13 protein-coding genes are annotated in these 15,515 nt (G+C 61.9%); 8 read left to right on the top strand and 5 right to left on the bottom strand.

The genetic code is table 11. The features are described from left to right. Positions 1 to 301: 301 nt before the first annotated feature. Both GFM02_RS18080 and GFM02_RS18075 read right to left on the bottom strand, forming a co-directional pair. On the bottom strand, positions 302 to 622 hold the full coding sequence (locus GFM02_RS18080; protein WP_246729306.1) for a VOC family protein: 321 nt from the start codon (positions 620 to 622) through the stop codon (positions 302 to 304). 215 nt (positions 623 to 837) lie between these two features. Continuing rightward, on the bottom strand, positions 838 to 1,539 hold the full coding sequence (locus GFM02_RS18075; RefSeq protein ID WP_168322346.1) for an SDR family NAD(P)-dependent oxidoreductase: 702 nt from the start codon (positions 1,537 to 1,539) through the stop codon (positions 838 to 840). Between the two features lie 271 nt (positions 1,540 to 1,810). On the opposite strand from GFM02_RS18075, the gene GFM02_RS18070 reads away from it, so the two are divergent. From GFM02_RS18070 to GFM02_RS18050, 5 genes are all read left to right on the top strand, one after another. Next, positions 1,811 to 3,607 carry an acyl-CoA dehydrogenase C-terminal domain-containing protein gene (locus tag GFM02_RS18070; RefSeq protein ID WP_168322345.1) on the top strand — a complete coding sequence of 599 codons (1,797 nt, stop codon included), beginning with the start codon at positions 1,811 to 1,813 and terminating at the stop codon, positions 3,605 to 3,607. Positions 3,608 to 3,707: 100 nt separating this feature from the next. After that, the gene (locus tag GFM02_RS18065; protein WP_003545264.1) at positions 3,708 to 4,916 is read left to right on the top strand and encodes an acetyl-CoA C-acetyltransferase; all 1,209 of its coding nucleotides are present in this window, start codon (positions 3,708 to 3,710) and stop codon (positions 4,914 to 4,916) included. A gap of 2 nt (positions 4,917 to 4,918) precedes the next feature. After that, positions 4,919 to 5,302 (top strand): cupin domain-containing protein, encoded by a 384-nt coding sequence (locus tag GFM02_RS18060; RefSeq protein ID WP_168322344.1) that lies wholly within the window; start codon positions 4,919 to 4,921, stop codon positions 5,300 to 5,302. A 15-nt stretch (positions 5,303 to 5,317) separates the two neighbouring features. Then, the gene (locus tag GFM02_RS18055) at positions 5,318 to 7,531 is read left to right on the top strand and encodes a 3-hydroxyacyl-CoA dehydrogenase NAD-binding domain-containing protein (RefSeq protein WP_168322343.1); all 2,214 of its coding nucleotides are present in this window, start codon (positions 5,318 to 5,320) and stop codon (positions 7,529 to 7,531) included. A 267-nt stretch (positions 7,532 to 7,798) separates the two neighbouring features. Further along, entirely contained in the window at positions 7,799 to 8,008 is a 210-nt protein-coding gene (locus GFM02_RS18050) for a cold-shock protein (RefSeq protein ID WP_003545273.1), read from the top strand. A 407-nt stretch (positions 8,009 to 8,415) separates the two neighbouring features. Here GFM02_RS18050 and GFM02_RS18045 read toward each other — a convergent pair whose 3' ends face one another. After that, positions 8,416 to 8,916, bottom strand: coding sequence for a MarR family winged helix-turn-helix transcriptional regulator (locus GFM02_RS18045; protein WP_168322342.1), 501 nt, complete (start codon positions 8,914 to 8,916; stop codon positions 8,416 to 8,418). Positions 8,917 to 8,974: 58 nt separating this feature from the next. Between GFM02_RS18045 and GFM02_RS18040 the strand changes: the two genes are divergently transcribed. Together GFM02_RS18040 and GFM02_RS18035 are read left to right on the top strand one after the other, a co-directional pair. Further along, positions 8,975 to 9,379, top strand: a complete 405-nt coding sequence (locus GFM02_RS18040; protein ID WP_168306157.1) for a GFA family protein — start codon at positions 8,975 to 8,977, stop codon at positions 9,377 to 9,379. A gap of 107 nt (positions 9,380 to 9,486) precedes the next feature. Next, positions 9,487 to 9,930, top strand: a complete 444-nt coding sequence (locus GFM02_RS18035; RefSeq protein WP_168322341.1) for a YybH family protein — start codon at positions 9,487 to 9,489, stop codon at positions 9,928 to 9,930. Positions 9,931 to 9,936: 6 nt separating this feature from the next. Here GFM02_RS18035 and GFM02_RS18030 read toward each other — a convergent pair whose 3' ends face one another. Next, positions 9,937 to 11,139: an MFS transporter gene (locus GFM02_RS18030; protein ID WP_168322340.1), complete on the bottom strand. Its 1,203-nt coding sequence runs from the start codon at positions 11,137 to 11,139 to the stop codon at positions 9,937 to 9,939. A 137-nt stretch (positions 11,140 to 11,276) separates the two neighbouring features. On the opposite strand from GFM02_RS18030, the gene GFM02_RS18025 reads away from it, so the two are divergent. Further along, positions 11,277 to 11,834 (top strand): TetR/AcrR family transcriptional regulator, encoded by a 558-nt coding sequence (locus GFM02_RS18025; protein ID WP_168322339.1) that lies wholly within the window; start codon positions 11,277 to 11,279, stop codon positions 11,832 to 11,834. Positions 11,835 to 11,843: 9 nt separating this feature from the next. On the opposite strand, the gene GFM02_RS18020 is transcribed toward GFM02_RS18025, so the two are convergent. Next, the gene (locus GFM02_RS18020) at positions 11,844 to 15,386 is read right to left on the bottom strand and encodes a hybrid sensor histidine kinase/response regulator (RefSeq protein WP_168322338.1); all 3,543 of its coding nucleotides are present in this window, start codon (positions 15,384 to 15,386) and stop codon (positions 11,844 to 11,846) included. Between the last annotated feature and the right edge of the window lie 129 nt (positions 15,387 to 15,515).

Raw genomic sequence — 15,515 nt, 5'->3', positions numbered from 1 at the left:
AAGGGATGCGGATCGCTACTGCTCAATCCGCACCTTTCACGAAACGTGGTAAACAAGCCGTTAATGTCGATGAGAATTTTTTAACGTTTGTGTTCCAAACGCCGTTTTTGACGGCAATTGCCGTTCAATTCGTCAGATCGAATGGCCGCTCGCGCAATCAGGCTGGACGCGGATACTGCAGTTCGATTTTCACGCCCTCGGGGCCGTAGACGAAGACCTACAGCGCCGCGCGTCTTATCAGACGCGCAAAGGACGCTGTAGCACTTTGAGTTGCTGCATCATTCCTTAAATCGATTTCGATTTAAGGAATTATGCAGGAGCCGAGATCGGTGTCGGGAATATCGTAATATTCGTAGCGATAGCCGCCCGCCTTGATACGTTCCCGCGCCGAGCCGAATTCGTAAAGGCTGAAGGCGACATGGTTGAAGATGCCGGGCGGAAAATCGCTGCTGCGTGATGTCAGGCTAAGATGGATGACCGGGCGTTCGTCCAGATAGAGCCAGTGGCCGGGCGTGGCGAAGGGCGGCCGATAGCCTTCCCTGACGCCGAGCACGGCTTCCAGGAAGGCGATCATCTGAGGCGCATCGCGGGTCTCGATGGTGACATGGTCCAGACGCGGCATCGGTATCCTCCCAGCTAGAGCATGATGCCGAAAAGTGTGAGCGGTTTTCGGACGACATCATGCTCTAACTCTTTAATTGAGAACAGGATTCAGATGTTAGGCCGAACAGGCCTAAAATCATCCTGTTCTTGCCTTGACGGCAAAGCCTAACCCGTCTGAGAGTGTCGTGAAAGTTGCTTCCCCTGCGGCGGCAGGCCGCGGCCAGGGAGGGAGACTTAGAAGCTCTCCGTCCAGGGCCGGACTTCCACCTCCAGCGACCATGCGCTGCGGTGCTGGCGAAGCACATCGATATAGGTCTGGGCGATCGCATCCGGCAGCAGCGTGCCATCCGGCTTCTCCACCCGGTCCGGCCGGATCTGCGAGCGCACCGCGCCGTCGATGACGAAATGGGCGACATGGATGCCCATCGGCCCGAGTTCGCGGGCGGCACTCTGGGCAAGGCCGCGTAGCGCGAACTTGCCCATTGCGAAGGGGGCCGATTGCGCAAAGCCCTTCACGCTTGCCGACGCGCCTGTCATGAGGATGGCGCCGCGGCCGCGTGGGATCATCCGTCGCGCCGCCTGCTGCACCACCAGGAAACCGCCGAAAGCGGTGGTCGCAATCGCCTTCTCGACCTCGGCGGGATCGAGTTCGGCGAGCGGGCCGCGCTGACGGGCGCTGGCATTGAAGATCACCACGTCAGGCCCGCCGATTGCAGCGGCAGCCGCTTCGAAGAGTGCTGCGACGCTCGCCAGCTGCGAGACATCGGCGGTAAAGGCGCTGGCGCCCGTTTCATCGACCAGCGCCTGGAGTTTTTTGATATTGCGGGCGGCGAGCCCGACCTTGACGCCCTGCGCCGACAATTGCCGGGCAAGCGATGCGCTGATGCCGGAGCCCGCGCCGACGATGAGAGCGCTCTCATAGGGAATATCGGTCATGATGTCCTCCTCGATGGATCGTCCAACAGACGTAGGACGTCGGAACGACTTGCGCTACTGCCTGGCCGACACTTCGTTCTGCAATGGACAAGGAAGATGAGATGGCGTCTGTTCCTCCCGGCGCTTTGTCGCCGCGGATTGGTGCTCTCGAATTTTTTCAAGAAAAGACAGCGCAAGCGCAAAATTTGACGTTTACGCAAACGTCAATATTTTGTAAGACAGTGCCCGAGGCTGGAGCAATCCGGTCAGTCGAATGGGAGGAATTTGAGAGATGCCAGTCTACAAGGCCCCGGTGAACGATACGCTCTTCGTCCTGAACGACGTGCTGGGCCTCGAACGCTACAACAATCTGCCGGGTTTTGCCGACGCGACCCCCGATATGATCGAAGCGATCCTCGGCGAGGCCGGAAGGGTTGCCGAGGAAGCTCTCTTTCCGCTGAACTATTCCGGCGATCAGGAAGGCTGCACGCGCCACGACGATGCGAGCGTCTCGACGCCGAAGGGTTTCAAGGAAGCCTATAAAGCCTATCGCGAAGGCGGCTGGATCGGCCTTGCGGTGCCGGAGGAATTCGGCGGCCAGGGGCTTCCCTATACGCTGCATACCGCCGTCGGCGAATATACCTCGGCCGCCAACATGTCGCTGATGATGTATCCGGGCCTGACGCAGGGCGCGATCGCGGCACTCCTCGTCCACGGTTCCGATGAGCAGAAGGCTACCTATCTGCCGAAGATGGTGGACGGCACGTGGTCGGGCACCATGAACCTCACCGAGCCGCATTGCGGCACCGATCTCGGCATGCTGCGCACCAAGGCGGTGCCGCAGGCTGACGGCAGCTACAAGATCTCCGGCCAGAAGATCTTCATCTCCGCCGGCGAGCACGACCTGACCGACAATATCATTCATCTGGTGCTGGCCCGTATCGAGGGTGCGCCCGAAGGCACCAAGGGCATCTCGCTCTTCATCGTTCCGAAATTCCTCGTCGGCAAGGACGGCGTGCTCGGCGCCCGCAACACTGTCTCCTGCGGCGCCATCGAGCACAAGATGGGCATCCACGCCAACGCCACCTGCGTGATGAACTACGACGAGGCGACCGGCTTCCTGATCGGCGCCGAAAACCGCGGCCTCAACGCCATGTTCGTGATGATGAACGAGGCCCGCCTGATGGTTGGTCTGCAGGGCATCGCCATTTCCGAGATCGCCTATCAGAACGCCGCCAGCTACGCCCGCGACCGCATCCAGGGCCGCTCGCTGTCCGGTCCCAAGGCGCCGGACAAGAAGGCCGATCCGATCATCGTCCATCCGGATATTCGCCGGACGCTGATGACCATCCGCGCTTTCAACGAGGCCGGCCGCGCCTTCCTGCTCTGGACCGCGCTCAAGTCTGATATCGCCCACCGCGCTAGCGACGAGAAGGAGCGCCAGACAGCCGACGATATTCTCGGCCTCGTCACCCCGATCCTCAAGGGCGTGATGACAGACAAGGGCTTCGATCACGCCGTCATGGCCCAGCAGGTCTTCGGCGGCCACGGCTATGTCGAAGAGCACGGCATGAGCCAGTATGTGCGCGATGCCCGCATCGCCATGATCTATGAAGGCGCCAACGGCATTCAGGCGCTCGATCTCGTCGGCCGCAAGCTGGCCTTGAACGGCGGCCGCGCCGCCATGGCCCTCTTCAAGGAGATAGGTGATTTCTGCGAGGAGAACCGCGAGAACGAAAAGCTCTCCTTCTTCACCAAGCATCTGAAGAAGGGCTTGAACGATGCCCAGGGCGCGACCATGTGGTTCATGCAGAACGCCATGGCCAAGCCCGACAATGCCGGCGCCGGCTCGACCGACTACATGCACCTCTTCGGCCTCGTCATTCTCGGCTATATGTGGGCAAAGATGGCCAAAGCCGCCGAGGATGGCCTTGCATCCGGCGATGCCGCCCGCGAGGATTACCTGAAGAACAAGCTGGTCACCGCCCGCTTCTTCATGGAACGCCTCATGCCGGAAACCGCGCTTCGCAAGGCCCGCATCGAAGCCGGCGCCAACACGATGATGGAACTGGCCGCCGAAGCGTTTTGAGCCGGCTCTCCCTCCCCCTTGTGGGGAGGGCTGGGGAGGGGTCTTATCTCCTCCTTGCAAGATTTGAGGCAAGATAGATTGCCGTCAGGGAGATGAGACAATGACCGAGGTTTTCATTTACGACCACGTGCGTACGCCGCGCGGCCGCGGCAAGAAGGACGGTGCCCTGCATGAAGTGCCTTCCGTCCGCCTTGCGGCAAAGACGCTGGAGGCGATTCGCGAGCGCAATGGGCTCGATACGGGAACGGTCGACGACATCATCATGGGCTGCGTCGATCCGGTCATGGATGCCGGCGCCGTCATCCCCAAGGCCGCCGCCTTCGAAGCCGGTTACTCCACGAAGGCGCCTGGCATGCAGATTTCCCGCTTCTGCGCTTCCGGCCTCGATGCCGTCAATTTCGGCGCCGGCAAGATCGCGCAAGGGGCCGACGATATCGTCATCGCAGGCGGCGTCGAAAGCATGTCGCGCGTCGGCCTCGGCATGTCCGGCGGCGCCTGGTTCATGGATCCTTCGGTGAATTTCCCGGCCTATTTCATGCCGCAGGGCGTATCGGCCGATCTGATCGCCACCAAATACGGCTTCAGCAGAACCGACGTCGACGCCTACGCGGTCGAGAGCCAGAAGCGTGCCGCCCATGCCTGGGAAAAGGGCTGGTTCGACAAGTCGGTCATCCCGGTCAAGGATCAGAACGGCCTGACGATCCTGGCAAAGGACGAGCATATGCGCCCGGGCACGGATATGCAGGCGCTCGCTTCCCTCAACCCGTCCTTCCAAATGCCCGGCGAGATGGGCGGCTTCGAGGCGGTCGGCATCCAGGCCCATCCTGAGATCGAGCGCATCAACTATGTCCATCATGCCGGCAACTCCTCCGGCATAGTCGATGGCGCCAGCGTCGTCCTGCTCGGCTCCAAAGCCGGCGGTGAGAGCATGGGCAAAAAGCCGCGCGCCCGCATCAAGGCCTTCGCCAATATCGGCTCCGATCCGGCCCTGATGCTGACCGGGCCTGTCGACGTCACCGAGAAGCTGTTGAAACGATCAGGCATGAACCTTGCCGATATCGACCTCTTCGAACTGAACGAGGCTTTCGCTGCCGTGGTGCTGCGCTACATGCAGGCCTTCGACATCGACCACGACAGGATCAACGTCAATGGCGGCGCCATCGCCATGGGCCATCCGCTCGGCGCCACCGGCGCGATGATCCTCGGCACGGTGCTGGACGAACTTGAACGCCGCGACCTCAACACCGCGCTGGTGACGCTCTGCATCGGCGCCGGCATGGGCACCGCAACGGTTATCGAAAGGGTCTGACGATGGGCTTCAACACCGGCACGATCGAAACCGAATACGCCGAGGTCACCGAGCACTGGTCGCCCCGCGTCATCGCCGATCTCAACGGCCAGAGCGTCAAGCTCGCCAAGGTTAAGGGCCAGCTCGCCTGGCATTCCCACCGCGACGAGGACGAGCTTTTCCTGATCTGGAAGGGGTCGCTGACCATCGAATATCGCGACCGCCCGCATGTGCATCTGAACGCCGGCGATTTTCATGTCGTTCCGAGAGGTATCGAGCATAATCCGGTTGCTGAGGAGGAATGCTGGATCGTGCTTTTCGAGCCGTCTCAGACCAAGCATACCGGCGATGTCGTCACCGAGAAGACGAAGACCGTCGACGCGCAGCGCAGCCACTTGCCGGCCTGATCGGGAGGAAACCCAATGACCTACACCAATTTCACGCTCGAAACCGACGCCGACGGCATCGCTCTCGTCACCTGGGACATGCCCGGCAAATCGATGAACGTCTTCACCGCCGAGGTGATGGTCGAACTCGACGCCATCATCGACGCCACGACCGCTGATGCCGCCGTCAAGGGGGTCGTCTTCACTTCGGGCAAATCCTCCTTCTCCGGTGGCGCCGATCTGTCGATGATCAAGTCGATGTTCAGCTCCTATCAGGATGAGAAGGAAAAGAGCCCGCAAACGGCCGTTCAGAACCTCTTCGGTCTGGTCGGCCGCATGAGCGGCCTGTTCCGCAAGCTCGAAACATCGGGCAAGCCCTGGGTGTCCGCCATCAATGGCACCTGCATGGGCGGCGCTTTCGAACTGTCGCTCGCCTGCCACGGCCGCGTCGCCTCCAATGCCAAGAGCGTCAAGATCGCACTGCCCGAGGTGAAGGTCGGTATCTTCCCCGGCGCCGGCGGCACGCAGCGTGTGCCGCGGCTGGCGAATGCCCAGGATGCGCTGCAGATGATGACGACGGGCCAGTCGCTGACCGGCTCCCGCGCCAAGGCGATGAACCTCGTGCATCAGGTGGTGGAGCCGGATCAGTTGATCCCGGCCGCCAAGCAGATGATCAAGGATGGCCTCAAGCCTGTTGCCCCCTGGGACGAGAAGGGCTTTAAGCTGCCGGGCGGCGGCATCTGGACGCCGGCTTCCGCCCAGCTCTGGCCGGCAGCCCCGGCGATCCTGCGCAGGGAAACATCGGGCAATTATCCGGCAGCGCTTGCCATCCTGAAATGCGTCTACGAAGGCCTGCAGGTGCCGTTCGATACCGGCCTGAAGATCGAGCAGCGTTATTTCACCGAGGTGCTGCAGACCCGCGAAGCCTTCTCGATGATCCGTTCGCTGTTCATCTCCATGCAGGAGCTCGGCAAGGGTGCCCGCCGCCCGGCAGGTCACGCGAAGACCGAGCTGAAACATGTCGGCGTCGTCGGCGCCGGCTTCATGGGCGCCTCGATCGCTTATGTCACTGCCGCCGCCGGCATTCCCGTGACGCTGATCGACCGCGACATCGAAGCGGCGAGCAAGGGCAAGACCGTCTCGGAAGGCCTGGTCAAGGATTCTGTCGGTAAGGGACGTCTTACGCAGGATGAAGCGTCTGCACTGCTATCCCGCATAACACCCGCGGCAGACTATGCCGACCTCGCCAATGCCGATCTCGTTATCGAGGCGGTGTTCGAGGATCGCAAGGTGAAGAAAGCAGTCATCGAGGCGGTCGAAGCCGTGTTGCCAGAAGGTGCGATCTTCGCCTCCAATACCTCGACCCTGCCGATCTCAGGTCTCGCCAAGAATTCGAAACGCCCGGCCGATTTCATCGGCATCCACTTCTTCTCGCCTGTCGAGAAGATGATGCTGACCGAGATCATCCTCGGAAGCGACACCGGCGACAGGGCGCTGGCCGTAGCTCTTGATTATGTCGCAGCCATCAAGAAGACGCCGATCGTCGTCAACGACACCCGCGGCTTCTTCGTCAATCGTTGCGTGCTGCGTTACATGTCGGAAAGCTACGACATGCTGATCGAGGGCGTGCCGCCTGTCATGATCGAGAATACCGCCAAGATGGCCGGCATGCCGGTCGGTCCGTTGGCGCTCAACGACGAGGTCGCCATCGACCTCTCGCTGAAGATCCTCAAGGCGACGGTCGCCGATCTCGGCGAAAAAGCCATCGATCCCAGGCATATGGAACTCATCTCCCGCATGGTGGAAAAGGAGGGCCGTTTCGGCCGCAAGAATTCCAAGGGCTTCTATGACTATCCACCGAAACCGGCGAAGAAGTCCCTCTGGCCCGACCTCAAGACCCTCTACCCGCAGAAGCAGGCGGACGAGGTTGACGTTAATGTCCTCAAACAACGTTTCCTCGTCACCATCGCGCTGGAAGCCGCCCGCACCGTCGAGGAAGGCATCGTCACCGATCCGCGCGAGGCGGATGTCGGCTCGATCCTCGGATTCGGCTTCGCGCCCTATACCGGCGGGGCGCTGAGCTATATCGACGGGATGGGTGCGAAGGTTTTCGTGGAACTGGCTGAAAAGTTAGCTGGTACTTACGGAAGTCACTTCAAGCCGACGCCGCTGCTGAACGACATGGCCGCCAAGGGCGAGACGTTCTACGGCCGGTTCGACCCCTATGCGAAGATGGGGAAGGCGGCATAAGGCGTCTCTGTCATCGTGCCGTGCGGCCACGGCACGACATTCAAGAATTATTCGACTTCACCTCGCCAGCTGAATTCGACTTTTCCTTGCTGCAGCCTTGTCACGGACACAATTTCCGATTACATGTTCGCGCATCGATCTTGCTAGATGAACTTTGAAACGGCCTTGCGTCGTTCCTGGCGAACTTCCTCCAAAATCGGTTTTCATCGCCGCTTGGCATTTATCCGAGCTGCAATCTTCTATGAACGATTCGAAAAGGATATCGTCATGAGCACAGGTACCGTAAAGTGGTTCAACGCAACCAAGGGCTTCGGCTTCATTCAGCCGGATGACGGCGCAGCCGACGTTTTCGTCCACATCTCTGCCGTTGAACGCGCTGGCATGCGCGATCTCAAGGATGGCCAGAAGCTGTCTTACGAGCTCGTCCGCGACAACAAGTCCGGCAAGATGTCGGCAGACCGCCTCCAGGCGGCCTGAGCCTTCAAGGCTCTAAATATCATCTCCGGATCGTGACCACGGATGTACTGGCACGGTTCGTTGAGATAGCAGGGAAGGTCGGGTTCACTCGGCCTTTTTTTGTGTCTGGCCAGTTGATGCCGTGCCCTTTCCCGAGAAATGCGTCCGCGACACCCCCCTCTGCCCTGCCGGGCATCTCCCCCACAAGGAGGGAGATTGGATGGGCGCGATGGTTTCCCCAAACAACTGGCCGTCACATGAATCGTAAATTGAGGGCGAGGCGTGGCTTCTTGCCGATCTCCCCACCTGTGGGGGAGATGCCCGGCAGGGCAGAGGGGGGCGGCCACGGCACGACCTAAGATAATCTTTCGTTTCGCCAAGCCGAGAGCGTCACCGGCGATACCAGGCCCGCAAGACAGGTAACGCGCTCAACCGCCTGCTGCCTCGCCAGCCTCCAGCATCTCCATGACCCGGGCCATCACCGCCCGTGCCGCATCGAGTTCGGCTGAGGTGAACGCAGCACCGAGCCCGTCGGCCCAACCAGCTTGCGCCATCTCGATGACACCGAGCCGCGCCGCCCCTTCTTCCGTCAGTCGTACCAGCTTGGCGCGCTGGTGCTGCGGGTTGTCGGCATAGGCGATCAGACCTTCGCTCTCCAGCACGTCGGCAAGCCGCTGCACGCCCTGGCGGGCGAGGCCGAGCGCGCGGGCAATCTGCGCCACCGACATGCCGCCGCGTCGTGCCGCCGCCAGCACCTGCCAGCGCGCGCTCGTCTGTCCTGCCGGCTTTGCCAACTGGTCGCCCGCCGCCGTCAGATGGCCGGCGAGGCGAAGAGCGGTGATTGCGAAAGCGGAAAAGGCATCCCCCTCCATCGTCCGCTCCGGTCGATTTTGTTTGACAACATGTTGTCGATTTTGTATCTCATTCATAATGACAACATATTGTCATATTTGAATAGTGAAGGCAACGCCGAAGGAGGAGAGCGCCATGAAGAAAACCTACAAGGGAAGCTGCCATTGCGGCAAAGTGCACTACGAGGTGGACATGGACCTCGGGGAGGGCACCGGCCGCTGCAATTGTTCGATCTGTGCCAAGCGCCGCTATTGGGGCGCCAACGTCAAGCCGGAGGATTTCCGGCTGATGTGCGACCAGGCGGAAACGTCCGACTATCAGTTCAACACCATGAGCGGTCATCACCGCTTCTGCCGCACCTGCGGTGTGCCGGCCTATGGCGACGGTTATGTCGAAGCGATCGGCGGCGCCTATGTCTCGATCAACATCGCCTGCCTCGACGATATCACCCCCGAGGAACTGGCAGCGCTGCCCGTCCGTTACTCCGACGGCAGGCACGATGCCTGGTGGAACGAACCGGCGGTGACGAGCTATCTCTGATGCATGATGCGAGCGGTTTCGCACGACACCATGCTCAATTTTTAAGTCACTGTCGAATTGCCGTCCTCCCCTTCGTCCTATGTCCATAACAGGAAAGGAGAACGATCGTGAAAGACGAAGCGAATGCCAGGATCGAGGAAGAGGCGATCATCGCCATGCTGATGATGCGCGCCAAGGCGTTGGGCGAAAAGAACGCCAAGGATGCGCTTTCTTTCGAGACCGAGGATGAGGTCGAGTTTTCGCTGGCGCCGCCGCTGGTCTACTACGGCAAGGACGAGGCGGGCCTTCAGGCCTGGTTCGACACCTGGGAAGGCCCGATCGGCGGCGATGTGCGCGATGCCAGACTGACGGTTGGCGAGGATGTCGCTTTCTGGAGCGGCCTCACGCGCATGACCGGGACCAAGACCGACGGCGCCGCCGTCGATCTGTGGTTCCGCCAGACCCTCGGCCTCGTCAAGCAGGATGGCCGATGGCTGGTTGCCCACCAGCACGCCTCGGTGCCCTTCGCCATGGACGGCAGTGGCCGGGCGCTGCTCGATCTGAAGCCGTGAGGAATGTCAGGCAGCACTCTCCGCGATCTTCCGCCGGTCGGCGCGAATGCTCACCATCCCGACGCCCATCAAAAGCAGGATCGCCGTCGCATAGATATCCGTCGTCAATGCGTAACCGGCCGATTTTGCCAGGAACCCGGCCAGGATCGCCGGGAGGCTGAAGGCGAGGTAGCTCTGGACGTAGAAGGCCGACAGCAGCCCGGCCCGCTCGTCCGGTTTGGCGAGCGGCATAATGGTGCCGATCGAGCCGAGGAAATTGGTGCCGAAACCGGCGCCGGTGAAAATCGTGCCGATCAGCAGCAGCGGCACATTGGCGAGATGCACGCCGGCAACGACAGTCAGGATGCCGAGCGCCTTGGCCGATACGCCGAAAGCGAGATTGGCCGATGCCGTCTTGCTGCGCCTGAGATAGACGGCGATTGCCCCGCTCACCATCAGCGCGGTGACGACGGCCCCGCCGGTCAGCGGCGCCCGGCTGCCGGTCGTCGTAGCGACCAGGGACGGGACCAGCGAGAGATAAAAGCCGGCAAGCGTCCAGTTTGCGATGTTGATCGGCGTCACCAGCGAGAGCGGCCGCTTCACCTGCTTGGGAATGGTGACCCGCGGTATCAGCGAACCGAGAGCGCCGGGCCGCGTGCCACCAGTCTCGCCTGTCAGCCAGATGCCGGCGGCCTGCAGCGTGAAGCCCAAGAGCAGGAGCGCATAGACCAGATGCATCGGGAAGGGGCCATATTGGATCAAGGCGCTGGTGCCGACCGCACCCACCGCCATGCCGCAAAGCGGCGCGATCGAGTTGACGATCTGTCCTTTTGCCCGATCGACATCGACGAGCGCCGCTCCGATCGACGCGCCGGCGATCCCGGTTGCCAGCCCCTGGACGATCCGCGCCGCGATCAGCCAGGCGGGACCGCTTGCAACGACGAAAAGGCCCATGGCGACGATTTCGAGCAGGAGGGCGAAAAAGATCACCGGCTTGCGACCGAGGTGATCCGAGATCGAACCGGCAATCAGCAGCGCCGCCAGCAGCGCGAAGGCGTAGACTGCGAAGATGACCGTGATCATCACCGGCGAGACTGAGAAGTTTTCCTGATAGATCCGGTAGAGCGGCGTCGGCGCTGCGGAGGCGCCAAAAAAGGTCGCGAGCGTCAGGGCATGAAAGCCGATCGAGGGGCGTGGCGAATTCTCGGTGGATTTGGCTGCGGCGAACATATATAAGCCTCTTAAAGCTAAGCCGTTGCGTTAGCTTATGTAGAGCGGACATTTTTTAAAAGCAAATTATTTGCGTTAATAGGTCTGTCAAAGATTTTGAACTATCGGTGTCAAGGAGTGAAAGTCGGGTTGCTCGCATGACAGTGAAAGAGAATCTCCGTCCGGGCGGCAGAAGCGCCCGGGTTCAGGCATCGGTGCACAAGGCGGTCCGTGACCTGATGGCCGAGATGAGCCGCGCCGAGGTGACGATCCCGCTGATTGCCGGTAAGGCGGGGGTAACGCCGTCGACCATCTATCGCCGCTGGGGCGACCTACAGGAGCTTCTTGCCGATGTCGCTGTCGATCGGCTGCGGCCGGATATGCAGCCGATCGATGCCGGCAGCGGCAAGGCCGATCTTCAAGCCTGGGCCGAGCAATATGCCGAGGAAATGTCTTCCGGGCCGGGCCGCGAGATGATCCGCGACGTGCTAGCGGCACAGGCGGGCGCGAATGCCTGTAAATGCAGCGAATATACCCGCCAGCAGATCGACGTCATCGCCGAGAGGGCGAAGGCCCGGGGCGAGGTCTTTCCGGATGTCGATCGCGTCATGGACCAGGTGGTGGCGCCGATCATGTACCGCATCCTGTTCGCTGACGTGCCGGATGCAGCGCACGTGCGCGATCTGGTCGCCGGTGTCATGGGCGCGACGGACTGAGCGTATCTCTTACTCCGCTGCGGCACGCTTGATGCCGGAAATCTGGGTGATATAGGCGCGCAATGCTGCCGGCCGCACCGGCTTGTGCTGAACGGCGATGCCGTGTCGCTCGGCCTCGCTGCGCACCTCCGGCGTGCGGTCGGCAGTGATCAGCAAAGCGGGGATATCGGCGCCGAACTGCCGGCGCAGATGCAGGATCGCGGCGATGCCGGTGCCGTCGCCGAGATGATAGTCGGCGATGACGATGTCAGGCGGTCCCTCCTGGCCATCGATGGCTGTGACCTCGGCGAGGCAATTGAGCGACTCCGCCTCGCAGCCCCAGCCGTTGATCAAGAGCCGCATGCCTTCGAGGATCTTCGGCTCGTTGTCGATGCAGAGGATCTTCAACCCGCTCAGCGGCTGGCCGGGACGGTCTGCGGGCGCAACCGCTGCTGCGGCCGCGGCCGGGCGCGAGACGTCGAGCGGCATGGTGATGCGGAATTCCGTGCCCTTGCCATGTGTCGACTGCAACTCGACCGGATGGTTGAGCACCCGGGCGATGCGGTCGACGATCGACAGGCCGAGCCCGAGGCCGGAGGCGGTTTTCGCGCCTTCGTCCAGCCGCGCGAATTCCTTGAACACGGTGCGGAATTTCGACGGCGGGATGCCGATGCCGGAATCGATCACCTGGATGATCACCTGGTTGCCGCGCCGCCGCGCCCCGACCAGCACCTTGCCGGTGATCGTGTATTTGATGGCGTTGGAAACCAGGTTCTGCACCAGCCGGCGAAGCAGGTTGGGATCGGAGCGGACGCGCAGCGACGTCGGCATGATCACCAGCTTCAGCTGCTTTTCGCGGGCGATCGGCGCAAAGTCGGTCTGGATACGCTCCAGCAGGTCGGAGAGCGCGACGGAGGCGAGCCGCGGCCGCATGGCGCCGGTATCGAGCCTGGAGATATCGAGCACCGCGCCGAGAATGGTTTCGACCGATTCCAGCGCGGAATCGATGTTGCGCACGATCGGGCTGTTGTCGGATTGCGCCATGCGCTCGACCAAGGCCGAGGAATAGAGCCGGGCGGCGTTGAGCGGCTGCAGAATATCGTGGCCGGCGGCGGCGAAAAAGCGTGTCTTGCCGATGTTCGCCTCGTCGGCGGCGGCGCGCGCCTCGCCGAGTTCGCGGTTGACGCGGGTAAGCTCGGCCGTGCGTTCGGCGACGCGCTGCTCCAGCGTCTCATTCGCCTGTTTCAGCGCTTTGTCGGCACTGACGCGCTGGGTGATGTCGGTGAAGGTGGCGACGATGCCCTTGTCGGGCATGGCATTGGAGCGCACCTCGATGATCCGCTCGCCGCCGCCGAGCACCAGCGAAAAAGGTTTGTCGAGCGTCAGGAAATGCCGCACCGTCTGGCTGAGATCGCCGGGCGCGATGTCGCCGCGCTGGCTGAGCGTGGTGACGATTTCGGACAAGGGAAAACCGACCTGGCCGGCACTTTCGGGCAGGTCCAGCAATTGCCGGAAACGCCGGTTCCAGATCGTCAGCCGGTTGGAACTGTCGAAGACGGCAATGCCCTGGTCCATCTGCGAAAGCGCCGTCTGCAGCATATCCTGGTTATATTGCAGCGCCTCGCTCGCCTGGTCGAGCAGCCAGGCGGTGTCGGAAGAGGCATCCTCGATCTTCTGCAGGATCAATGACAGCACCAGCCGGGCCGAGGACGAGCCGATGGCGCTGCCGAGCAGCTGTTCGCTGAAATGGATGAGCGCCATGTCGGCCGGCTGCTCGTCTTCCAGCTTGCGGCCGGAGCTTTGTTCGTAAGTCGTCAACGAGCGCTCCATACGCTCTTCGCCGAGATAGCGCGAGATCGCCGCCTTGAGATCGCCGACGCTGATGCGGGTCTTCCAGCCGCGTGTCGCAAATTGCGAGCGCGAATGCCGCTTGACGAAGATGCCGGCCTGGATGCGCTCCAGCGGCTTGGCGTTGCGGGTGAGCGAGCCGACGACGAAGAAGGCGCTGTTGACGAGCAGGCTCATCGCCGTCGCATTGACCAGCGGATCGGCATCGGGCGCGGTGAACAGCATGGTCCCGGGAAAGATGAAGCCGAGCACGGCGCTCGCCACATAGGAATAATCGGGGCCGCCGAGCGAGGGCAGGAACAGCAGGTAGATCCAGATGACGAAGCCGGAAGTAAGCCCGAGGATCGCGCCGCGCGCATTCGCCCGCCGCCAGATCAGCCCGCCGAACAGCGCTGGGGCGATTTGTGCGATCGCGGCAAAGGAAAGAAGGCCGATCGAGGCAAGGCCGGCGGTGCTGTCGGTCGAGCGGTAATAGGCATAACCGAACAGCAGCACGGCGAAGATGGCGCTGCGGCGGATGTTCAGAAGCGTCTTGGCGAAATTGTCGCGCTGGCCGGCGCGGCCGGCGAGTTTGCGCCTGAGGAAGATCGGCATGATGATGTCGTTCGACACCATGATCGACAGTGCGACGGAATCGACGATGACCATCGCCGTCGCGGCGGAGAAACCGCCGATGAAGATGATCAGCGAAATGACGGGCATCTGGCCGGCAAGCGGCAGCGACAGCATGTAGAAATCGGCATTGCCCGTGCCGCCGAAGGTCAGCAGCCCGCCGATTGCCACCGGCAGCACGAAGAGATTGATTGATATGAGATAGGCGGGAAACAGGAAACCCGCGAGTTTCAGCTGTTTCGGGGTCCGGTTTTCGACAACCGTCACATGGAATTGCCGCGGCAGCAGGATGATCGCAAAGGCCGACAAGATGATCAGGGTGATCCAGCGGCTGATCGGCGTATGGTAGTTGAGCGCCGACATGACCAGCTCGTTGTCGACGGTCTTGCGCCAGAGATCAGTCGGACCGTCGAACAGAAACCAGACGACGCAGACACCGGCCGTCAGAAAGGCGACGAGCTTGACCACGGATTCCATCGAGACGGCGAGGATGAGGCCATCCTGATGTTCCGTCGCATCCGTATGCCGCGTGCCGAACATGATGGCGAAACAGGCAAGCACCAGCGTCGCGGCGAGCGGCAGGTCGAGGAAATAGAGATTGCCGCTGCCTATGCCGTAATCGGACGGATTGACCATGGCGCTGACGGTGCTCGAGATCGCCTTGAGCTGCAGCGCGATATAAGGAATGGCGCCGATCAGCGAGATCAGTGCGACGATCGTGGCGACCGTCGGGTTCTTGCCGTAGCGCGCGGCGACGAAATCGGCAACCGAGGTGAGCTTCTCTGCCTTGGCGAGCTCGATGATGCGGCGAAGCAGCGGCATGCCGAGGGTAAAGACGAGGATCGGGCCGATATAGATGCCGGCAAATTCCAGGCCCCGTTGCGCCGCAAGCCCGACGCTGCCGAAATAGGTCCAGGAGGTGCAGTAGATCGCAAGGCTCAGCGCATAGACCACCGGCCATCCGCTCAGCGTGCCCGGGCCGCCTTGCCGCGTGCCCTGGCCGCCCTGCGGCGTGCCCTGGCCGCGGTTCTTGCGGTCGCCATAGCTTGCCACGGCGAAAAGCAGGAGCAGATAGCCGAAGGCAGACGCGAATATGACCCAGCCTGGAAGCATTGACCCTCCGCCGGCGGAAAACCCGCCGGGACCTCCCGCAACGTGGGCAGCTTAAGTCATTTCAGACGCTTTGAAAATTCCTGGCCGTCTAGGCCTTAAGTCAAAGACCGCGGGAGAGGTAGTGCTGAT

Origin of the sequence: Rhizobium leguminosarum bv. viciae (assembly GCF_012276115.1) — a bacterium.
Taxonomy (GTDB): domain Bacteria; phylum Pseudomonadota; class Alphaproteobacteria; order Rhizobiales; family Rhizobiaceae; genus Rhizobium; species Rhizobium leguminosarum_T.
The sequence above is the reverse complement of the archived record's forward strand: the minus strand, read 5'-3'. Positions and strand labels throughout refer to the sequence as shown.